This is a genomic window from Candidatus Planktophila sp. (assembly GCF_036734405.1).
Classification (GTDB): domain Bacteria; phylum Actinomycetota; class Actinomycetes; order Nanopelagicales; family Nanopelagicaceae; genus Planktophila.
The window spans coordinates 93,057-114,487 of the sequence record NZ_DAIMYR010000004.1 but is presented as its reverse complement, the minus strand read 5'-3'; the positions used below and the strand labels follow the sequence as shown (position 1 = coordinate 114,487).

Annotated in this window: 23 protein-coding genes; 6 read left to right on the top strand and 17 right to left on the bottom strand. The window is 45.4% G+C overall.

Annotation, left to right across the window (positions count from 1 at the left end; all coding sequences use genetic code 11):
• Nucleotide 1: 1 nt before the first annotated feature.
• From mtrA to fdxA, 10 genes are all read right to left on the bottom strand, one after another.
• A complete protein-coding gene (gene mtrA / locus AC9UC2_RS06085) occupies nt 2–688 on the bottom strand; it encodes an MtrAB system response regulator MtrA (protein WP_509526461.1) in 687 nt (228 codons plus the stop codon).
• Nucleotides 688–1,974, bottom strand: coding sequence for an adenosylhomocysteinase (ahcY, locus tag AC9UC2_RS06080; protein ID WP_509526459.1), 1,287 nt, complete (start codon nt 1,972–1,974; stop codon nt 688–690). Before ahcY ends, mtrA begins: the two co-directional genes overlap by 1 nt.
• Nucleotides 1,975–2,100: 126 nt before the next feature.
• Nucleotides 2,101–3,456, bottom strand: coding sequence for a phosphomannomutase/phosphoglucomutase (locus AC9UC2_RS06075; protein WP_509526457.1), 1,356 nt, complete (start codon nt 3,454–3,456; stop codon nt 2,101–2,103).
• Between the two features lie 6 nt (nt 3,457–3,462).
• Nucleotides 3,463–3,828: a DUF3499 domain-containing protein gene (locus tag AC9UC2_RS06070; protein ID WP_509526454.1), complete on the bottom strand. Its 366-nt coding sequence runs from the start codon at nt 3,826–3,828 to the stop codon at nt 3,463–3,465.
• A 42-nt stretch (nt 3,829–3,870) separates the two neighbouring features.
• On the bottom strand, nt 3,871–5,181 hold the full coding sequence (locus AC9UC2_RS06065; protein WP_509526451.1) for a DUF5719 family protein: 1,311 nt from the start codon (nt 5,179–5,181) through the stop codon (nt 3,871–3,873).
• The gene (locus AC9UC2_RS06060; protein ID WP_509526449.1) at nt 5,178–8,225 is read right to left on the bottom strand and encodes a glycosyltransferase family 2 protein; all 3,048 of its coding nucleotides are present in this window, start codon (nt 8,223–8,225) and stop codon (nt 5,178–5,180) included. Before AC9UC2_RS06060 ends, AC9UC2_RS06065 begins: the two co-directional genes overlap by 4 nt.
• 37 nt (nt 8,226–8,262) lie before the next feature.
• Nucleotides 8,263–8,484, bottom strand: coding sequence for a WhiB family transcriptional regulator (locus AC9UC2_RS06055; RefSeq protein ID WP_445835370.1), 222 nt, complete (start codon nt 8,482–8,484; stop codon nt 8,263–8,265).
• 199 nt (nt 8,485–8,683) lie between these two features.
• A complete protein-coding gene (locus tag AC9UC2_RS06050; protein WP_509526446.1) occupies nt 8,684–9,646 on the bottom strand; it encodes a nucleotidyltransferase family protein in 963 nt (320 codons plus the stop codon).
• 2 nt (nt 9,647–9,648) lie between these two features.
• On the bottom strand, nt 9,649–10,713 hold the full coding sequence (dapC, locus tag AC9UC2_RS06045) for a succinyldiaminopimelate transaminase (protein ID WP_509526444.1): 1,065 nt from the start codon (nt 10,711–10,713) through the stop codon (nt 9,649–9,651).
• Between the two features lie 3 nt (nt 10,714–10,716).
• Complete coding sequence (fdxA, locus tag AC9UC2_RS06040; RefSeq protein WP_509526442.1) at nt 10,717–11,037, bottom strand: ferredoxin; 321 nt, start codon at nt 11,035–11,037, stop codon at nt 10,717–10,719.
• Nucleotides 11,038–11,169: 132 nt separating this feature from the next.
• Between fdxA and AC9UC2_RS06035 the strand changes: the two genes are divergently transcribed.
• On the top strand, nt 11,170–11,370 hold the full coding sequence (locus AC9UC2_RS06035; protein WP_509526439.1) for a hypothetical protein: 201 nt from the start codon (nt 11,170–11,172) through the stop codon (nt 11,368–11,370).
• Nucleotides 11,367–12,713, top strand: coding sequence for a cysteine--tRNA ligase (cysS, locus tag AC9UC2_RS06030; RefSeq protein ID WP_509526437.1), 1,347 nt, complete (start codon nt 11,367–11,369; stop codon nt 12,711–12,713). The genes AC9UC2_RS06035 and cysS overlap by 4 nt, the downstream gene beginning before the upstream one ends.
• Here the strand turns inward: cysS and AC9UC2_RS06025 are convergent.
• A complete protein-coding gene (locus tag AC9UC2_RS06025; protein ID WP_509526434.1) occupies nt 12,710–13,024 on the bottom strand; it encodes a hypothetical protein in 315 nt (104 codons plus the stop codon). The two genes, cysS and AC9UC2_RS06025, sit on opposite strands and share 4 nt — an antisense overlap.
• On the bottom strand, nt 13,021–13,887 hold the full coding sequence (gene mshB, locus AC9UC2_RS06020) for an N-acetyl-1-D-myo-inositol-2-amino-2-deoxy-alpha-D-glucopyranoside deacetylase (RefSeq protein ID WP_509526431.1): 867 nt from the start codon (nt 13,885–13,887) through the stop codon (nt 13,021–13,023). The genes AC9UC2_RS06025 and mshB overlap by 4 nt, the downstream gene beginning before the upstream one ends.
• 30 nt (nt 13,888–13,917) lie before the next feature.
• Between mshB and AC9UC2_RS06015 the strand changes: the two genes are divergently transcribed.
• Together AC9UC2_RS06015 and AC9UC2_RS06010 are read left to right on the top strand one after the other, a co-directional pair.
• Nucleotides 13,918–14,529, top strand: coding sequence for a TetR/AcrR family transcriptional regulator (locus AC9UC2_RS06015; protein ID WP_509526428.1), 612 nt, complete (start codon nt 13,918–13,920; stop codon nt 14,527–14,529).
• Between the two features lie 21 nt (nt 14,530–14,550).
• Nucleotides 14,551–15,888, top strand: coding sequence for a DEAD/DEAH box helicase (locus tag AC9UC2_RS06010; protein ID WP_509526425.1), 1,338 nt, complete (start codon nt 14,551–14,553; stop codon nt 15,886–15,888).
• Here the strand turns inward: AC9UC2_RS06010 and AC9UC2_RS06005 are convergent.
• Genes AC9UC2_RS06005 through AC9UC2_RS05995 form a run of 3 tightly spaced genes read right to left on the bottom strand, consistent with a single transcriptional unit; the run spans nt 15,885 to nt 18,224 of the window.
• The gene (locus AC9UC2_RS06005; protein ID WP_509526423.1) at nt 15,885–16,544 is read right to left on the bottom strand and encodes a MarC family protein; all 660 of its coding nucleotides are present in this window, start codon (nt 16,542–16,544) and stop codon (nt 15,885–15,887) included. The genes AC9UC2_RS06010 and AC9UC2_RS06005 overlap by 4 nt on opposite strands.
• On the bottom strand, nt 16,493–17,338 hold the full coding sequence (locus AC9UC2_RS06000) for a PHP domain-containing protein (protein ID WP_509526421.1): 846 nt from the start codon (nt 17,336–17,338) through the stop codon (nt 16,493–16,495). The genes AC9UC2_RS06005 and AC9UC2_RS06000 overlap by 52 nt, the downstream gene beginning before the upstream one ends.
• Nucleotides 17,331–18,224: a DMT family transporter gene (locus AC9UC2_RS05995; protein WP_509526418.1), complete on the bottom strand. Its 894-nt coding sequence runs from the start codon at nt 18,222–18,224 to the stop codon at nt 17,331–17,333. The genes AC9UC2_RS06000 and AC9UC2_RS05995 overlap by 8 nt, the downstream gene beginning before the upstream one ends.
• Nucleotides 18,225–18,246: 22 nt before the next feature.
• Between AC9UC2_RS05995 and AC9UC2_RS05990 the strand changes: the two genes are divergently transcribed.
• On the top strand, nt 18,247–19,524 hold the full coding sequence (locus AC9UC2_RS05990; protein WP_509526416.1) for a magnesium transporter MgtE N-terminal domain-containing protein: 1,278 nt from the start codon (nt 18,247–18,249) through the stop codon (nt 19,522–19,524).
• A 12-nt stretch (nt 19,525–19,536) separates the two neighbouring features.
• Nucleotides 19,537–20,034: a DUF1003 domain-containing protein gene (locus AC9UC2_RS05985; RefSeq protein ID WP_509526413.1), complete on the top strand. Its 498-nt coding sequence runs from the start codon at nt 19,537–19,539 to the stop codon at nt 20,032–20,034.
• Here AC9UC2_RS05985 and AC9UC2_RS05980 read toward each other — a convergent pair.
• Both AC9UC2_RS05980 and AC9UC2_RS05975 read right to left on the bottom strand, forming a co-directional pair.
• Nucleotides 20,002–21,123 (bottom strand): Mrp/NBP35 family ATP-binding protein, encoded by a 1,122-nt coding sequence (locus tag AC9UC2_RS05980; RefSeq protein WP_509526410.1) that lies wholly within the window; start codon nt 21,121–21,123, stop codon nt 20,002–20,004. The genes AC9UC2_RS05985 and AC9UC2_RS05980 overlap by 33 nt on opposite strands.
• Nucleotides 21,120–21,428: a sec-independent translocase gene (locus AC9UC2_RS05975; protein WP_509526408.1), complete on the bottom strand. Its 309-nt coding sequence runs from the start codon at nt 21,426–21,428 to the stop codon at nt 21,120–21,122. The genes AC9UC2_RS05980 and AC9UC2_RS05975 overlap by 4 nt, the downstream gene beginning before the upstream one ends.
• Nucleotides 21,429–21,431 lie beyond the last annotated feature (3 nt).

Below are 21,431 nucleotides of genomic sequence, written 5' to 3'. Positions count from 1 at the left end.
ATTAGGAACCGCCCATTACTCCAGCTTTGTATCCAACTCCGCGCACAGTTACAACGATCTCTGGATGTTCTGCATCGTGTTCGATTTTTGAACGTAAACGCTGAACGTGCACATTGACTAAGCGCGTGTCTGTGGAATGACGATAGCCCCAAACTTCGCTGAGCAAAGCATCCCGCGTAAATACTCTTCCAGGTTCTTTTGCAAGTGCCACTAGTAGATCAAATTCCAAACGGGTTAATGCAATCTGTTTACCCGCACGTGTTACTTGGTGAGCTTGAACATCGATTGCTAAATCACCAATCGTTAAAAGCCCCGATACATCAGCATTTGTTCTGCGCAAGCGGGTTCTAATGCGCGCAATTAATTCTGACGGATGACGAAATGGCTTAACCATGTAGTCATCAGCGCCAGCTTCTAAACCTTTAACAACATCTTGGGTGTCGCCTTTAGCCGAAAGCATGACGATTGGAACCATAGATTCTGCGCGAATTAATTTGCAGACTTCGATTCCATCAAGGCCAGGCAACATAACATCCAACAAAACTAAATCTGGAGGATTGTTACGAAAAACATCCATGACCTCATCGCCACGACTTACTAGATCCACATCGATGCCGGCACCGGTTAAAACGATGCCGAGCATCTCTGCGAGATCCTGGTCGTCATCGACGACCATGACTAAAGTCATTAGCTACCGTGCTCCCAAGAGTTCAGGTACATATCCTGTGCTGGAGTTAGCACATCGATTCGTCCGCCCATGCTGATCAACTTCAGTGAAGCAACTTCCTTATCGATGTATGTAGGAACTTCGTGTACACCAGGCTTCAAGTTCTTTGCTTCCTTAACTAGGTATTCAGCAGTTAGAGCTTGATCTGAGAATGACATATCCATTACAGATGCTGGGTGTCCTTCTGCAGCGCCTAGGTTAACCAAGCGACCTTCAGCTAGAAGTAGTAAACGACGCCCATCTGACAACACATATTCATCAGTTTGGTGACGCATCTTTAAGTTCTTTGTCTTTGCATTCTGTTCTAGCCATGCAACATCGATTTCGATATCGAAGTGGCCTGAGTTAGCCATGATTGCGCCATCCTTCATGACTGCAAAGTGCTCATCACGCAATACATCGCGGTTACCTGTAACAGTAATAAAGACATCTCCAACCTTTGCAGCATCAAGCATTGGCATCACGCGGAAGCCTTGCATCATTGCATCAAGTGCCTTAGTTGGATCAATTTCAGTAACGATTACATCTGCGCCCATACCCTTGGCACGCTCTGCAACACCTTTACCGCAGTAACCAAATCCAGCAACGACAACTATGCGACCTGCAAGCAAGAAGTTAGTTGCACGAAACACTGCATCAAGAGTCGATTGCCCTGTTCCATAACGATTATCAAACATGTGCTTTGTGTCGGTGTCATTAACAGCGATCATCGGGAACTGAAGCGCTCCATCCTTAGCCATCTGGTTAAGGCGGATAACTCCTGTTGTTGTCTCTTCGCAACCACCTGCGATATTTGGAATCAATTCTTTACGAGTTGTGTGAAGGGTGTTAACAAGATCGCAACCATCATCAAAGACTTGGTGTGGTTCGATATCAAGGGCTGCGTTGATGTGCTTGTAATACCCATCGCGATCAACTGCGTTGCGAGCAAACACTGAAATTCCATACTCATGTACAAGAGCTGCAGCTGTGTCATCTTGGGTTGAAAGTGGGTTTGATGCACAAAGAGCAATCTCTGCTCCACCAGCCTTTAGAACACGCATCAAGTTAGCGGTCTCTGTTGTGACGTGCATACATGCAGAGATACGAACTCCTGCGAAAGGTTGTGACTTTTCAAAGCGCTCACGGATTTGAGCAAGTACAGGCATGTTGCGCTCGGCCCACTCGATCTTTTTGCGACCTTCTGCTGCAAGTGATGCATCAGCAATGTCATGCTTTGGAAGAGTTGAAGTAACTGGAACGTTCACGTAAATCTCCTTAATTGGTAATCAAAGTATTAATTGGATACCTAAGGCGTAGGGCTCTACTGTGCTAGGCGGTTATAGGCATAGGTTACTGCCCTCTTGTGAAAAGCTCGTCATGGAAAACGGGGGTTAGCGGCGTATTAGTGCGAGAACCGCATCACGTACCGACTCCATTTGAGCCTGCGTAGAAGCCTCAACGTTAAGTCTTAGGAGAGGCTCGGTATTTGATGGGCGAAGGTTAAACCACCAGGTATCCCCATTGACTGTCAATCCATCAAGTTCATCAACCGAAACATCCTGAGACTGGTAACTCTTGCGAACATCCTCAGTTGCTTGCTGGGTATCTGAAACTTTTGAGTTGATTTCACCACTTGAGCTGTATCGAATAAATGGAGCTAGTAGCGCTGACATGGTGGCATTGCTTTCACCAAGGGCTGCGATCGCATGCAGAGCGGCAAGTGCGCCACTATCTGCCATCCAAAACTCTTTGAAGTAGAAGTGACCAGAATGCTCGCCACCAAAAATCGCGCCACTTTCAGCCATCATCTTCTTGATGTATGAATGACCAACTCGGCTACGTAAGCCTGTCCCGCCATTTTCTTGAATCACTTCCGCAACCGCACGGGAAGAAATCAAGTTATAAATAATCTTTGATCCTGGTCGCTTCTTTAATTCTCGTTGTGCAATCAAAGCGGTTAAAGCAGATGGGTTAACTGCGACGCCTCTTTCATCCACTAAGAAACAACGATCTGCGTCGCCATCAAAAGCCAAGCCAAGATCGGCTTTGTGATCAATCATCGCTTGCTTGAGATCTTTCAGTGTGGATTCATCCAGTGGGTTAGCTTCATGGTTAGGAAATGAACCATCTAATTCAAAGTACATAGGAATAACTTCACAGTTGAGTCGAGCAAAAATTGCAGGAGCGGTGTGTCCAGCCATTCCATTTCCAGCGTCAACAATGATTTTTAGGGGCCTAATCTTTGTGACATCAACTAACGATAAGAGATGATCTACATACTCATTGAGCATATCTCGATGCTTTTCAACGCCTACATTACGCAATGCAATAGGTGAACCCTCTCGAACAAAGTTCTCGATAGTCAGCAATCCTGACTCTTTACCTATCGGACGCGCTTTGCTTAAACACAATTTAATCCCGTTGTACTGAGCAGGGTTGTGGCTCGCAGTAAACATCGCCCCTGGCAGCCCCAGTTTTCCGGATGCGAAGTACAACATATCTGTTGAAGCTAAGCCGATTCGAATTACATCCATGCCTTGTGAAGTAACACCGGCAGAGAATGCTTCGACCAGTTCTGGAGATGATGGACGCATGTCCTCACCAATAACAATAGTTCCGGGTTCTCGCTCGATTTGTAAAAATCGGGCAAATGCCATTCCCGTTGCAAAGGCAAAATCTGCATCAATTTCGGTGTCTACTAAGCCTCTGATGTCATAAGCTTTAAAAATATTTGGAATTAGATCCATGATTTTTTATGAAGGAACCGCTCGCAAGTGACCACGGCGACCAATTTGTTGTTGCGCAGATGTTGATGGAGTTGGCGTAATTGGCTCCACTTCTTTTGAAGCAACTTCTCGCACTGCATCTGCAATCGCCATCAAGTCATCCTCACTTGGTCCTGGAGAAACACCATCAAGCTCCTGCTTGATAACACTCCAACCATGAGGGACCTTCAAGCGAGTTCCGTGAACTGCACACAAGTCATATGCATGTGGTTCAGAAAAGGTAGCTAATGGTCCAACTACAGCCGTTGATTCGGAATACACATACGTCAAGGTCATGGTTGCAAGAGATCTGCACCCTGCACGGGAGCACCCCCGCCCACCTTGAGTTCTCATAAGAGAAACATTAGTGGGAGCAGGTAGGAAAACTTGGGATTATCAAGGATTTAAAATGCGAATATTTGAATCAGGTACTTCAACTCTAGTAAGTACGCTTCCAGGTGCAATTGGGAAATAGCCATAGCCATTTACAGAAGACACTAATGCACCTGCATAAGTCTGCTTACCTACCTTAGTGATCGTAAAGGAACGAGCAGATCCTGGCACTTTCCATGTAACGATATCCGCCCCCTTGATGGCTTTCCGAACTACCTTGCCATTAACTAAAGTCACATCGACTGCCACGTTTATTTGCGCTCCTGTAAATGCAATCAAGGGTGCAAGACCCGTAACGGCCATTGTGAATGCAGATAACTCAGGTGCCGGGGTACTCCACGTGAAGTCTCTTCTTGCTCCTACAGCAACTGAGGATTCAACTGCAGCAACAACCGGCTCAGTTGAAGTAATTTTCAGTGCAAATACAGGTGAAGAAACACTTGGAGAAAAACTAAATTCAGTTACCAACCCTGCCGCAACATTTCTCGAATTAAGACCAACAGGAATGAAAACTCCATCTGCAGAAAGAAGTTCCACCGTGATGCTTGCATCAACTTCACCTGGAGTTAAAACTCTCAGAACATTAGTAGATCCTGTATTTTGTCCTGGCTTTTTCTTTTGATTAGGAATCGCTGGAATAACGAGAGTTTTGCTTGCAGAGGTTACTGGATTGATCAAATCTCCACCTAGTGCCCTCAGACCTTTACCCTGCTCATCTATCATGAATGAATTAATTCTGCCGGAGCGAGGTAGAACGTTGACAGTTAAAGTCTTGTCTCCGGGAGCAAGTGAATCAACAGGAATAACCAGATAGTTTTTAGATGGAACATTTAAAGTACGAAGAGGTTGCTTTCCATTTTCTGTAAACACAATCACATCAACCACGGCATTACTAAGCCCGCTGTTTACAACTATTAAACGACCTTTGGTAGTGATGTCTGCACTAGCCCCGACAAACCATTGCGATGAAGCAGGACCTGAACACAGTGCTCCTCCAGCCCAACTTCCAGAACGGCTTTGCCAAACCACGGGAGTTGAACCCTCTGAATTAAAGAGTAGAGAATCCTTCATGACAGGTAGGCGCAAAACCTTTACAGCTTTAGTTTTCGTGCTTCGATCCTGCAAAGTTTGGAACTGCGTTTTCTGCGAGGAAAGTGAGATTTGAGAGGCAAGACCAGGGAGAGTCGGTGGACATACAACAGCTGGATAGTTTTCAGAAAAACTCTTCTTAGTTACGGCAACATTGAGCGCCAATGCGATGGTAATCGCAGCTGCTATAAATGCAATAAAACGAAGCGGGCGGGAGAAGTTCATGCCAACTCCTTTTCTGAAATTTCACTCTTGCGACGACCCGCGGGAAGAGCCATTACAAGCACAACAACAAAGAAAATCAACTGCAATGACAACCAGGCACGACGCGTAGTTCCATCGTGGATTAGAGAGATCTCTCCGGCCTCAGTGACTTTAAAGGTTGGTAATCCCTGTTCATTCTTGCTTCGTTCTAATCGATATCCATTTTCAAGTACCTGCCATGAGCGGTTATATGTTTCAGTCAAAATAAGTGTTCCCGCAGATGGGACATAAGTTCGAGCCCCAACTTCGCCTGCTTGCAACTCTTTGCGAACCCCGTCTGTGCCAACAAACATCAGTCGTGAGGCAGGAGCAGTAACTTTCCATACAACACCTAACGAGGTTGCCGAGGTTCGTGTGAAGCCACCTAAGCCATCAATAGATCGAATGATTTCTCTTTTAAAGGGCGCTTTTACATAAAGATACTTCACGCCAAAATCACTAAGTGTTGAACTACTTGTAACGCCAGATCCATCAATTAGTCCACGCGCAGCTTCTGCAATCGCAGAACTTTGTGCAGGTGCAACATCAGGTTCTCCGAGTGAAATATCTTTACCCCGTGAAAGATGGTATTGAATCTTCCTTTGATCTTCACTTCCAACTTCGCGCAAGACAAGGATCTTGGTATCACTTTCAACGCTTAAGAATGCAGGCATTACAGTTTCGCGATTTGCCTGAACCAAAGAATCGGCACCTTTAGTGACTGACCAACCAATTGCTGCAACAGAATAAGCAAAAGTTGTAAAAAGAAGTAAAGCTGAAAGAATGTGACGATAATGCACATGGCTCAGAACTAATGTTTCACGTAATCGATCCAATAGCACCGTTCCCGCTGCGATCGCTGCAAGAGTCACTAAAACAATTACAGGACCTGACCAAACTTTGGAAGAAGCTTCATTTCCATGTGTTGAAATAGAAAGTGCAGACAGGATTACCGCTAAGACAAGTGCGCCGACGCCATATTCGGCGATGCGTCGTGCATGAGTTGATGAGAATAGTGAAACTATCAACACTAAAAGAATGGGACTTACTAACCACATTGGTAATGCATTTGCCCCACCTGGATTACCCAGTAAGGCTGAAATTGGACCTCCACCTGAAATAAGCAATCCAGGCTCAACTAACAAGCGACTTGGGTGAACCAACGCCTCTAGCGAATACGGCACATTCATCAAAAATGGGATGAAGATCAACGATGCGCGCTTTTGCAGGCGAAGTAAGTACAACTGTGGATTTGCCTCTTTTGCATGTTTCTCATAATCGCTCAATGTTGAAACCAAGCCCGCGACGAAACCAATCACAAAAATCATTAATGAGAAGCCATAAAGGGCTGCCAATAGCAGAGAGATGCCCGCAATCTTTCTCCAGCTAAATTGCTCAATCTTCTCAATATCGCGAAGTAAGAGCGCTGCATAAGGCGCAAGAATCAAGAACAGGACAGTTGCAATGTGGCCAGTAGAAACTGCTGCAATGGCAACCGGTGAAATGGCGTAAAGGAATGCTGCAGGAATCGATATCCAAGGGTTCTTGGTCAACTGCTTCAGTAGTTTCGATGCTGTAAACATCATGATGACAGGAGCCACCAAGAAGAAGGTTGTGATTAAGAATTGGACCTTACCTAAGAAAACAAGAGATGCCGTTGCTGTAATTGCAACCCACGTCGGTGTGGCAACTGAAGAACCCATTCCAACTTGATGCCACGATTGAAAATATGTTTGCCAAAGATCGGTGGCACCTGACGGAGAGATTGGTAGTGCTCCCCCAACGAGTGCGCCGAATCTATTGCGTGAATTAAGAATAGAAATTATTGCAATAAGTAGAAAGCCAATTACTTCAGGGCGCTTGAATACTGCAAACCAGTGAGTTGTATCTACCGGAGAAAGTAAATCTTCATCTTCGTTAGAGTCCAACACTGTTGGTTGAGAAACCTGTGCATTTTCAGGAAATAACCTTGAGCGAAGCGCATCAATAACACCTTCGGATGCAAGTCGAATCTGAGACCATCGTGGTGGAATGAATTCGGCAATAACTCGTGCTGAAACAAATCGTTGCTTTCTTCGAATCTTGCGAGCAGTGATCAATGAACCCGGTCGAATGATTAACGCTCCGACTGCCAAGATTTCATCAGCGGCATACCCTGGAAGTTTTGCAATTAAATACCCAATGGCCCTTGCAATTGCACTGCTAAGGATCTGAATAACTAGCCAAGGCAAAATCCACCAAGAAGAGTTCGCAAGCAATACATATGCAGCATTGCGTCGATCCAAAAGCAAAGGTCTGTGCAGGAAAGCGCCATCAACTTCTACAACTCTGCGCTCTGTAGCAGATGCTTGCGCGTGAAATGCAACTGCTCCGGTAGCAACCATTACTGAGTGACCAGCTGCGCGGGCACGCCATCCGAAGTCAACGTCATCCCTAAACAAAGTTAAATTAGGGTCTAGGCCACCTAGTTCTTCAAAGACATCACGACGAATTAGTGCACCGGCGGTGCTAACAGCCAAGACATCATAAATTCCATCATGTTGACCTTGGTCATATTCCAAAGGTTCAAGCCCTGTCCAACGTGCACCATTGCCAGCAATACTTATTCCGGCTTCAAGCAAATGTGTACGGTCATGCCATCCCAATAACTTTGGGCCAACCATCACAACTTGTGGGCGGTCATCAATTGCAGCTAGTAACTCTGCGAGTGCAGTTGGCGCTGGTGCGCAATCATCATGAATAAGCCAAATCCATTCATGATCTACAGCCCTTGGTAATTTATCGACGGCTAAAGAAACCGCTTCACCAAAACCTGTTTCAACATCAGCAGCGATAAATGGAATTCGTGCAGATTTTAAAAGTTTTGTAGACGCATCCTGCGATCCAGTATCGACTGCAGTAATGAGATCAATCGGACGAGTTTGCGAGGTTAGCGCTGCAACAACTTCGGGTAACCAAACCGCTCCATTGTGTGAAACAAGAACAGCGGTTACGCGATGCTTATCGACTGCGGCTTGGGAAGCCATAGTTATAACTCACTTTCTCGTGAGAGAAATGTGAACCTTACGCAGTGCGACGCTTTAAGCGACGACGTTCGCGTTCTGAAAGACCGCCCCAAATTCCGAAGCGCTCATCATGAGCTAGTGCGTACTCAAGACATTCGGAGCGAACATCGCATGAAAGACATACGCGCTTTGCTTCACGAGTTGAGCCACCCTTTTCTGGGAAGAAAGCTTCTGGATCAGTTTGCGCACACAGAGCGCGCTCCTGCCATGAAAGCTCCATGTTTTCGCCAGATGCGAGTGTGATTGTTGGACCTGAAGTGGGGATTGGGGAGTTCTGGGCTGCGGGTTGAATCGGCATAACGTCGATGCTCCATTAGCTAGATCTTGTCTCATCCCTCTTGGAAAAGACTTTCTTAAGAGTGAATTACACGCTTGTAACTCGCTCATGTCAAGCCCGAACAGAGCAATTCACGCTCGCGCTACTGAGGAATTGGAAGAATTTCACCTTTTGTGACAAATGTTGACCCTATTTTTGCTCCATCAGCGATGATCGCACCAGTGGCAACAAATGAGTCCTGGATGTCAACATCGCGGCCAATCACAGCTCCGGCCTCAACGATAGAGCCATTGATTCGAGTCCCAGCCCCCACTGAACTACCCCGGCCAATGCAGCTGCCCCCAGTAATCACAGCAGTGGAATCAACGTGAGCATCTGGCATAACTAAGCCAGGGCCACTGCGAAGGACGATATCTATTGATGCTTTGAGCAAAGCTTTTGGTGTTCCAATATCCAACCAATATGCATTTTCCAGATATCCGTAAATCTTTGCACCATTACTTACTAACTGCGGAAAAGTTTCACGCTCTACAGAAACAACTGTGTCTAATGGAATCGAAGAAATGACACGTGGATTAAAGACATAACATCCTGCGTTGATCTGATTTGTAACTGGGTTATCCATTTTTTCAAGAAATGCCGTAACACGTCCTTCTGAATCAGTTGGAACGCAACCAAAAGCACGAGCATCTTCCACTTGAGTTAAATGCAAAGTTACATCTGCATCATTAGCTTCATGACGGCGAATCTGTTCTGCTAAATCGTGAGCACTCAGTACATCTCCATTTAAAATCACAATAGATTCTTCAGAATCAAGCAACTGCGCAGCATTAGCAATTGCACCACCAGTGCCAAGGGGCTCTTTTTCAACAGCATATTTAATGCTCATCCCCCATTTGGAGCCATCTCCAAAATAGGGTGTAAAAACTTCTGATAGATAAGAAGTCGCCAAAACAATCTGTGTAATTCCAGCTTTTTTCGCCATCATTAATTGATGTTCTGTCACAGGAATCCCGGCAACTGTGAGCATGGGCTTTGGGGTATTGCGGGTTAATGGCATTAAGCGGGTGCCAAAGCCACCAACTAGAAGAATTGCGACAGCCATTATTAAGCCTTCAAACGTTGAACTGCATCTGCAATGTGGGCATCAGATGCGGTCATTGCAATGCGTATATGGTTTTTTCCTTGCTCGCCATAGAAGCTTCCGGGAGTTGCCAAGATTCCACGTTCTGCAAGCCAGGCAACGCTGGTCCAAGCATCTTCATTACGTGTGCACCACAAATACAAACCCGATTCGCTGAACTCAACTGTAAATCCTGCACTGGCCAAAGCTGGACGCATCGCATCTTTACGAGCGTTATAGCGAGCGCGCTGTTGGGCAACATGTTCATCATCAGCAAGTGCAACCGTCATCGCCTTTTGAACAGGAAGAGGAACCATCATTCCGCCATGCTTTCGAATCTCACGGATTCGAGCGATTAACGCACTATCTCCAACCATAAATGCTGCGCGATAGCCCGCCATTGATGAACGTTTGGATAATGAATGCACCGCAAGAATATTTGTGTTGTCACCGCCTGTTTGAGATAAGACTGAAACAGAGTGTGCATTTTGATCAAACTCGAGATAACACTCATCGGAAATCAAAACTGATTTGTTCTGACGGGACCATTGAATACAACGATTTACTTCTTCAACGCTATGAACTCGTCCAGTTGGATTAGAAGGCGAGTTCAACCATGCTAAATCAGCAACTGGCCAACTTTGTGCATCAATTGCAACCGGAACAGAATCAGCACCAGCCAGAACTGCTCCTACGTGATACGTGGGATAAGCAATTTCAGGAATTAATACACTTTTTGATTCAAGATATGTGGGAAGCCAAGCAACTAACTCTTTGGATCCAATAATTGGCAACACATCAAAATCACCAGTTGCACCTAAACGTTGCATTGCCCATTTTTTAATTGCGGCGCGAAGTTCTGGGGTTCCGGCGGTCACTGGATAACTTGGTGAGTTTGAAGCATCACGAAGTGCTTGTTGAATAAATTCAGGTGTTGGATCTACCGGCGTTCCTTGAGAGAGATCAATAATCCCTTGCGGATGGGCACGGGCTTTGTCACCAAATGGCGCTAACGCATCCCACGGAAAGTCTGGGAGCTGGGCACGCAATGGTTACTCGCTCTTTGGTGGGCGGGCTGCGATTGAAGCGTGATCGGTGCCGGTTGGGCCAACCTTGCTTGCACCACCTGGTGAACCGATTTCGATAAAGAATTCGGTATTGACCTTTCCAAACTCTTTCCATGGGCCAGGGACATCATCTTCGTAATAGATGGCTTCTACTGGACACACAGGCTCACACGCACCGCAATCCACGCACTCATCTGGCTGGATGTAGAGCATGCGATCGCCTTCATAAATGCAATCCACCGGACATTCTTCGATGCAGGATTTATCTTTTACATCGATGCATGGGTCTGCGATCACATAGGTCACGAGCTGCCTCCAAAGTGTTGGACATGGTGTCTGGTGAGGAATTCTAACGCCAAGTAACGCCGCTGCGCGATATTTACCGCTAGTTGATAATTGGCGGTGGTCGATATTTAACGGTGGGTTTATCGTTGTCTCATGCCAGAAGAGCTCGAATCACAATTCACTGAACTCATCGGCTCACGGGTAAGCATCAGGCTGCACGAGCCCGATGGGGGCTTTCGTGACATCTTGGGCCATCTGGTTACCCCACATTCATTGCGTAAGAAAAATGGAGAAGTTATCGAATTCTCTTATAGTGAGATTTTCGTCTGGAAGCAGGTGATTGAGAAGGTATGAAGTTATATGACACTCAATCCCGTCAACTAAAGGATATCGACGTATCGCAAGAACGTATTCGAATGTATTGCTGCGGACCAACGGTATATCGCGATGCACATGTCGGAAATCTTCGTACTTTTTTACTGTCAGATTTAATCGCCCGAGTAGTACGTCTAAACGGGTCGGTTCCATACCTGATTCAAAACATTACTGATGTCGGACACATGTCTGAAGATTTTGTAAATGATGACAAGATGTTGAGTCAAGCAAAGTTAGAAAAGATCGATCCATTTGAAATTGCTCGTAAATACGAAGCTAGATTTCATAACGACTTAGCCGCACTCAACATTGAACCTGCGGCTGCATATCCAAGGGCAAGTGAAAGCATCCAAATGATGTTAGATCTGATTGGAAGATTGATTGAGGCAGAGTTTGCATATGTTGGTTCAGATTCTTCGGTTTACTTTAGCGCTGAAAAATTTGCAACGTACGGCGCAATTAGTGGTAACAGACTTGATTCATTAAAGCCTGGACATAGATACGAATACACCGAAGACGGCGCAAAGCGATTTCATGCCGACTGGGCATTGTGGAAAGCAGCTGGAGATCGAACTGAGATGGTGTGGGATTCACCGTGGGGAAAAGGTTTTCCCGGATGGCATATCGAATGCTCGGCGATGTCATTAGAACTCTTAAATGGACATGTTGACATTCACGTAGGCGGAATAGATCTACGTTTCCCACATCATGAAAATGAGCGGGCACAGTCAAATGCTTTGATTAATCAGGAAGCCGTGGATCTCTGGGTACATGGTGAACACCTGCTTTTTGAGGGTAAAAAGATGTCAAAGAGTTCTGGCAATGTTGTCTTGCTCAAGGATGTCATTGAGCGCGGTTTTGATCCTTTAGCAATTCGGCTTTGTTTTCTAGAAAACAAGTATCGCTCACAAATGGATTTGACGTGGAATGCAATAGAAGCAGCTGCTGAGACTTTGAAGCGCTGGCGAATGAAGATGGCACAATGGGGAATAAGCACAGCGATCGTTAGCGATCCTGAAATTGAATTGGCACTTAACACAGATTTAGATACATCTCGAGTGATTATCCGATTGCGTGAAATTGAGAAAAGTTCCTTGCCAGACAAGGGTGCGATCTTTAAATATGCCGATCAAGTTCTTGGGTTAGATCTGGGGCGTCCAATAGTTGAAAAAGTTTTAACTGTAGAGATGCAGAAACTGCTAGCTGAACGCACACTTGCTCGAGCAGAAAAGCGATGGAGTGATAGTGATCAACTTCGCGGCGAATTAGAAAATCTAGGCCTAGAAATTAAGGACACTCCTGAAGGACAAAGCTGGAGTTAGAGTGGGGTAATTATTCCGATGACGATCGCAATAAAACCAAAATTAATCAAAGACTCACCAATTGCATCGCCTTGAATTAAATACTCCTCGTTAAGGCCTGGAAACCCTGCTCGAAGAACAACAAAGCCCCATGCGATTGAGGCAATAAATTTATAAGAACGCTTGCCCCACAACCTGCCGGTTGCCCAAATTCCAACAACGGTGGCAAAAAGGGAAACTATCAAACCGACCGGTGGATAAAAGCTATAGATAAAAACTGAACTTGCGCCCAGTGCGGCTCCAAATAACAGTGAATAAATGCCTTTTGTCACAGAGTTATGCCTGACGTTAAATCTGTTTCGCGGCCCTTAGTATCAAATGGTTCGCACTTATTGCCCTTAACTAAGGTGTAGTACTCATCGCCCCAAATTTGTAGTCCCAAATTGTTTGATAACGCAAAGAAGGGACCGTCCAGCGCAATCTGAGTTTCATGTGCCTTCATTGCCGCCATCTTTGCATCGACATATGCCCCGCCATCAATCAAAGTAGTTACAAACTCATCATCTTTAGCAAATGGAAGGTCATCAACACTTTCTGCACCAAAGAAATCAGAACCAATTTCTTTCATCTTTGAAATACCTTCAGCTAAAACTGATTTGGGCATTGTGTTCCAATAAATCTTTTGAATTTGCCAAGTAGCTAATTCTGATGCTCTCATTGCAACACGATGCGCTTGAATATGATCCGGGTGTCCATATCCGCCAATTTCATCGTAAGTAATCAAAATGTGTGGCTTAATCTCTTCAATTACTTTGACTAAAATCTGTGCAGCGGAATCAAGGTCTGCTTGCCAAAAAACATCTGGACGATTATTTGGATCTGTTCCCATCATTCCGCTGTCTCGAAATTTTGTCGTGGGTGCACCTAAGAATCGATAATCAGAAATACCAAGTGCCTTCATTGCATCAGCTAATTCAATCTCGCGATGTGCACCAAGTTGATCCTGCTCGCTACTTGCTAAATGAGAAAGTCCTGGAACCAAGACTTCGCCTTCTTCGCCGCGCGTACAGGTTACGAGCGTGACTTGAGCCCCACGATCTGCATACAAAGCCATTGTTGCCCCGTTATTGATGGTTTCATCATCAGGATGTGCATGCACCAGCAGGATGCGGAAGCCTTCATAGGAGCGGTTCATGATTGGTAATTCTGCCGTACGATTGGACCAATGAGTAACGTAGACACATCCAACAAGGCTCGCTTGCCTCGAGATGAGCGCCGAGCATTATTGCTCTCTGCCGCACTTGAAGTGTTTACGGCTGCGGGATATCACTCCGCTGCGATGGATGAGATTGCAGATCGCGCAAATGTTTCAAAACCAGTTTTGTATCAGCACTTCCCATCAAAGCTAGAACTGTATTTAGCGGTTTTGGATTTACACATTGATTCCTTGGTTTTTGAGATTCAAAAAGCAATTGCATCTACTCCTGATAACAAGGACCGAGTATTGGCAACAGTTAATGCTTATTTTGCTTTTATCGAAAAGGAAGGCGAAGCCTTCCGATTGCTTTTCGAGAGTGACATGAGTGTTGAACCACAGGTTCGTGAACGCTTAAATCGAATGACATACGACTGTGCAGCTGCGGTTAGCGCAGTGATTGCACTAGATACTGGCCTACCAAAAGAGGCATCAATGCTTTTGGGTGTTGGAATGATTGGTTATGCGCAAGTAACTGCTCGTCACTGGCTCGAACGAGATAGCAAGTTAAGTCGACAAGATGCAGTTGCATTGGTTTACAACCTCATGTGGCGTGGCATTTCAGGATTTCCGCGCAACTAAAATCGTTAGGATTAAATAAATATGGCAACAACATTTGCTGACCTGCCCCTGCGCAGTCAAACAATTGAGGCATTGCATGCCCACGGTTTCTTAGCACCATTTGCTATTCAAGAAATGGTTCTGCCAATTGCTTTGGCAGATGGTGACGTAATCGGTCAGGCTAAGACCGGAACTGGAAAGACGCTTGCTTTTGGCATTCCAGTTATTGAGCGAGTAATCGCTCCACAGGATCCAGAGTGGGCAGATTTTGATAAAAAAGGTTTACCTCAGGTTTTAATTGTTGTTCCAACACGAGAACTGTGTACGCAAGTAACAAAAGACATTGAAGAACTGGCATCTAACCGTGGAATTCGCACTGTTGCTGTTTATGGTGGACGCGCATTTGAACCACAAATCGAAGCGCTTCAGGCTGGAGTTGAAATTGTTGTTGGAACACCTGGGCGCCTACTAGACCTTTCTCGTCAAGGTCAGTTAAAGCTTAAAGAGGTTTCCCGATTAGTTTTGGATGAAGCTGATGAAATGTTAGACCTTGGCTTTTTGCCCGATGTAGAAAAGATTTTATCTAGCACGCCTAATCGTGCTCAGACCATGTTGTTTTCGGCCACTATGCCGGGTGACATCATTGCTCTTGCACGTCGTTTTATGAATCAACCAATTCATATTCGCACACAAGATAGTGAAGATGAAGGCGCAGTTGTGACCCGAATCAAACAGCATGTTTTACGTGCACATGCATTAGACAAAATTGAAATGCTAGCCCGAATTTTGCAAGCTGAAGGACGTGGACCAACGATGGTCTTCTGCCGCACAAAAAGAACTGCGCAAAAAACAGCGGAAGATTTGCTAGAGCGCGGATTTAATGCAGCACCTATCCACGGTGATCTTGGACAAAGTGCACGCGAAAAAGCGCTCAGCGACTTCAAGGCTGGTAAATCTGATGTGCTTGTTGCGACCGATGTTGCGGCGCGAGGAATTGATATTGATGGGATTACTCACGTAATCAATTACCAATGCCCAGAAGATGAAAAAACTTACGTACACCGCATTGGACGTACCGCGCGTGCCGGTGCACATGGAATTGCAGTTACCTTTGTTGATTGGGATGAACTTGCTCGTTGGAAAATGATTAACCAAACGCTAGAACTTGGTTTAGCTGAGCCTGAAGAGACTTATTCATCATCGGAACATCTCTATGAAACCCTAAACATTCCTGCAGGTTCTTCTGGTCGCTTGGTTAAAGCTAAACCGATTGCAAAAGTTGAGAGCAAGGAATCGCGACCAGCCCGTACAAAACAGGAAGCACCTAAACCCCGTACTGAAAGAAACAGAACTCGTACCAAGAAGTTTAAAGAAAGCTAAGCAGTAACAAAGACGCGAATCGCATCCACAAGCATTTGTACAGCGATTGCTGCAAGCAATAAACCTGCGATTCGAGCGACAAGTGTCACACCCGCTTCTTTAATCACCTTAAGGATTGTGGTCGATGCCATCAGTGCGATTGCAATCGCGATGTGAACCGCCACAACAGCTGCCGTTAAACCTAGTGCCATCGCAGTTGAATCCACCTGCTGAACGAAGATCATCGTTGCAACAATCGCGCCAGGGCCCGCCAATAGTGGAGTTCCAAGTGGCACCAAGGCAATATTTGAATCACCATTTTCGCCATGCTTGTTGGTATTTCCAGTTAATAACTCCAGGGCAACAAGGAGTAACAAGAGTGCACCTGCTGCTTGTAGCGCTTCCATAGAAATGTTGAGGTAACTCAAAATTGCGCGACCAAATAAGGCAAAAATAGAAATAACTAGTAGTGAAACACCTGCGGCCTGAACCGCCAAAATTCTGCGGACCTTAGGGGATTTATCTTTAACCAAGCTTAAGAAAATTGGGGTCGCTCCGGGTGGATCCATGATTACAAACAGCGTGACAAATGATTGGACTGCGAATGTAATTGCGCTTATGTCTTTCACGCTGAAACCACCCTTCGAGCATTGGATTGAGACTCTAACTTCTCCCATTGTTCCCTACGGGTATGGTTTTCTGCTAATGAATTAAGTTTTCCAGTACCGTGATAATCACTGCTTCCAGTAATAACAAGATCTAATTCCTGTGCAATAGTTCGCAACAAGGCTCTTTCATCAGGATTTTGGTCTCGATGATCGACTTCAATACCGTTTAAGCCAGCGGCAACTAATTCTGAAAAATCCTCAGGTGTAAGAATTTCTCCACGATGTGAAGCAAATGGATGTGCGATTACTGCAACTCCCCCAGCTCTTCGAATCAAAGCAATTGCTTCGATAGGAGTAGGCGCAGCATGAGAGACATAAAAACGTGATTCGTTATGTAACAAATTCGTAAAAGCTTCATCTCGTGATTTCACAATTTTCTTTGCAACTAGTGCATCAGCCAAGTGTGGTCTGCCCATGGTTGCGCCCTTTGGCATAGCTAGCTCAACATCTTGAATCGAAATATCAATGCCTTCAGCTCGCATTTTTTCAATCATCTTTCGCATTCGTGGAAGTCGTCCATCGCGAGTTTCTTCAAGCACACGCTGCATTTCCTCATGTTCAGGATCAAAGAGCAGGCCCAACATATGAACGCTCACACCATCATTTGTTAAACAAGAAATTTCAGAACCCAGTGCTAACTTCAGTGAGCCGCGAAGTGATTCGGTCGCCTCAGCCCACCCTGATGTTGTGTCGTGGTCTGTTATTCCTAATACTTCTAATCCCTGAACAATCGCCTTATTAACAAGTTCGCGGGGCGAATCGGTTCCATCGCTGCAATTAGTGTGGGTGTGTAGATCAATCACTCTTTACACTCCTTGTTCTAGTTACAACCAATATACAACCGATCAAAATTAACGCGATTCCTGGAATTACACCAATAGGAGGGGTTTGATCTAACCACCAAGCCGCAAGTACTGCACTAACCGGCACTTCGAAAAACACGATGAGAGAAACTACCGCAGGTGAAACTCGCTTCAGTGCTGAATTAAACATCGTATGTCCTAATAATTGAGCGCCAAGAATTAGGCCCAACAGAATCAACCACTCATTTTGTTCGAAAGAAAAAATCTCATTTCCAGCGATTAAAGCCACCGGTAGTGCGGTCATGGCACACACAAAATAGCAAACCGTTGTATATGTACTTGTCTCTAGTGTTCGTTGTGCTTTTGAACCAGCAATCATGTAAGCCGCAGCTAAAGCTGCTGAAACAAGTGCAGCAATATCACCCAGAAAAGCTCTCAGTGAAATAGTTAGATCCACACCGGAAACAAGAACTACTCCCACAAAACTAACGACCATTCCTAGCCAAGCTTTTGATGGAATGTGCCCGCCGCTAAACTTTACAAACAATGCTGCAAAAATTGGTTGCAGGGCAACAAGTGCGGTACCTGCTGCAACGGTTGTCATGCGCATAGCTAAGAAAAATCCAACAAAGTGAAGTGCTAGTAGCACTCCGGCAATGACTGCCCATTTCATTCCTGTGCGATCGCGTGAATGACGCAACGCAAAAGGCAAGGTGATAAGCGATCCACCCAAGTTGCGCCAAAAAATTAATGTCAGGATTGGCATCGCACTCATTGCAATTAATGGACCAGATGTTCCGATGCCAATGATTCCAAGTCCCAATCGAATCAGGTCAGGCTTAGCAGGTATCGCCGTATGTTCATTAATACGTTCACCTGGATTCATAAGAGAAAGGTACCCTTAACCCATGAGCGGAAATCTCTTAAACCGAGTATTTCTCGCCCGTCTTGCTGGCACCGCGGTCTTTGACCCAAATGGTGATCCCGTCGGAAAGGTGCGAGATGCTGTCGCGACCCTTCGAACTAACAATCAACAGCCTCGCATTCTCGGATTAGTAGTTGAAGTTCCATTGCGACGTCGTGTTTTTGTTCCCATTACTCGAGTTACTTCAATTGAAAGTGGCGCGGTTGTAATTACGGGTCTACTGAATATGCGCCGTTTTGATACGCGTCCAGGTGAAGTCCTAGTTCTTGGCGAAATGCTAGATCGTTCAATTACTTTGGTTGAAACTTCTGAAGAAGTTGTTGTTGAAGATATGGGTATGGAGCAATCTCGAAATGGTGATTGGTTGATTGCCAAAGTTCACATCATGCGTAAAGGCAGAGGCTTCCGACGAAAGGGAGCAACTTCTACAGTTGCATGGGAAGAAGTTGTCGGTTTTGCTAATCCTGAACAAAATCAAGGTGTTGCTAATCTACTTTCAACTTTGGCCAATCTACGTGCTGCAGACCTTGCAGCTGTACTACAAGACTTAGCTCCCAAGCGTCGTATCGAAGTTGCTAGTGCTCTTGAAGATGAGCGACTTGCCGATGTTTTAGAGGAAATGGATGAAGAAAATCGCGTTGCACTTCTTGCAGAGCTCGAAGGAGAACGTGCTGCCGATGTTCTAGGCGAGATGGATCCCGATGATGCAGCAGATTTGTTGCGCGAAGTTGGTGAAGAACGTGCAAATGCACTTCTAGATCTAATGGAACCTGAAGATGCTGAAGACGTTTTACGTTTGATGACTTACGAGGATTACTCAGCTGGTGGAATGATGACAACAGAGCCAATAGTTCTAACCGCAGATTCCACTGTTGCAGATGCGCTTGCAGCGGTACGCCAGAAAGAAATTTCTCCAGCCCTTGCTTCACAAATTTACATCTGTCGCCAACCAGTTGAAACTCCAACAGGACGCTTTATTGGCGTGGTTCACTATCAACGTTTACTTCGCGAACCACCTTCTACGCTGCTGGGTTCAATTGTTGATACAGATACAAGAGGTGCAAATCCTGATGCCACCTTGCACGAGGTTTCTTCGCATTTGGCCAGCTACAACATGCTTTCTTTGCCGGTTGTAGATGCCAATGAGCGTCTTTTGGGAGCTGTGACAGTTGACGATGTTTTGGATCACTTGTTGCCTGAAAACTGGCGACATGATCACCGCGAAAAGTCACCAGTTTCTTTCGAATCAGAGAGTATTTAAGGAGGTTTCACGATGGCACGTAACAATGACTTAGATACACCACGCGAGACTCGACGTTCACTTCGTCTAAATTATGACCCTGAAGCTTTTGGTCGTTTGTCAGAACGTTTTGCACGATTCTTAGGTACTGCGCGTTTTCTGGTGTACATGACAATCTTTATTTCTTTTTGGGTCATTTGGAACTTTGCAGCACCTACTGATTTAAGGTTTGATAATTATCCATTTATTTTTCTTACTTTGATTTTGTCTATGCAAGCTTCATATGCAGCACCTTTGATTCTTCTTGCACAAAATCGCCAAGCAGACCGTGATCGTATTCAACTCAATGAGGATCGTGGGCAGAATGAACGATCTATTGCAGATACTGAATACTTAACCCGCGAACTTGCGGCACTGCGTAATTCACTCGGTGAAGTTGCTACTCGAGATTTTGTGCGTACTGAACTTGCAGACCTGGTTGACGAATTAGCTAAGGAGTTACGTCGAGACACCCAATCGGACTCCGAGTAAAGACTTACTACGCTTCATTAGTTTCTCGGCAACATCAGAAATTGCAATTGCAGCAGGTGAAGTTGGATCGGCATCAACAATTGGTGCGCCTTCATCTCCACCAGTACGTAGCGCAGGGCTAAAGGGAATCTTGCCAAGTAGCGGTACATCAATACCTACAAGTTGTGACAGTCGGCGAGATGTTTCATCTCCTCCGCCTTCTCCAAACAAAGAAATCGTGTCGCTGCAGTTTGGGCATGGAAAGGCTGACATGTTTTCAATAACACCTATGACATGTTGGTGAATTTGGTGTGCGATGCGTCCAGCACGCTCTGCAACCTCTGCTGCTGCAATCTGTGGCGTTGTTACGACCACAATCTCTGAAGTTGGAATCAGTTGGCCCAAAGAGATCGCTAAATCTCCAGTTCCGGGTGGCAAATCAATAAGGAGAACATCCAAATCTCCCCAATAGGCATCAGAAAGTAGCTGCTCCAGCACTCGGTGAAGCAACGGACCTCGATAAGCAACTGGGTCGGAGCGTTCTGGCTTAAACATTTCCATTGAAACTGTTTTTACGCCATAAGACTCGAGTGGAATAAACATCTGGTCGATTGCCGTTGGTCGCTGTCCCATCAATCCCATCAGACGCGGAATTGAGTGACCGTAAACATCTGCATCCAAAATTCCAACAGTCAAACCATTTTTAGCCATAGCAACCGCCAAATTTGCAGTTACTGATGACTTTCCAACTCCACCTTTTCCAGATGCGATACCTATGACACGTGTCAAAGAATCTGGCTGGGCAAAAGGAATAAACTTTTCACGTCCACCACGGACAACTTTTTTCACAAAGTTGCGTTGCTCTTCATTCATGACTCCAAACAAAAGTTCCACACCTTGCACACCCTGAACTGATTGCACCGCACCTGTAATGTCGGTCCGCAGTCGATCCTGCATCGGACACGCTGCGATAGTCAGCAATACCTTTAGTGAAATGGAACCATTAACTTCAGAAAGGTCTTCAATCATTCCCAGCTCTGTTATTGGTTTGCGAAGCTCTGGATCATTAACCTTTGAAAGCGCTTCTGTAACTTGCTCCAGAAGTGTCATAGTAAATCTGGGTCAATCATTGCAGTAGGTTTCTTAACCTTTGGCTTAGGTGTTTCTTCATCTAACAAATCTGAAATTTGCTTCTTTACAAAAGTCTTTGGATTCAAATCCTTGGGTTGCAAGTCTTCAAACCCTGGTCCCAGATTATCTCGAAGTTCAGTTGTTGCTTTATTTGCTAAGCCACGAAGTTTCTTGACCCATTGCGCAGCTTCTACGGCAACTTTTGGCAGACGCTCTGGTCCGACAAGCAGCATCGCAAGGATTGCAAGCCCTAAAACTTCACCTGCACCCAGATCAAAGAACATTTC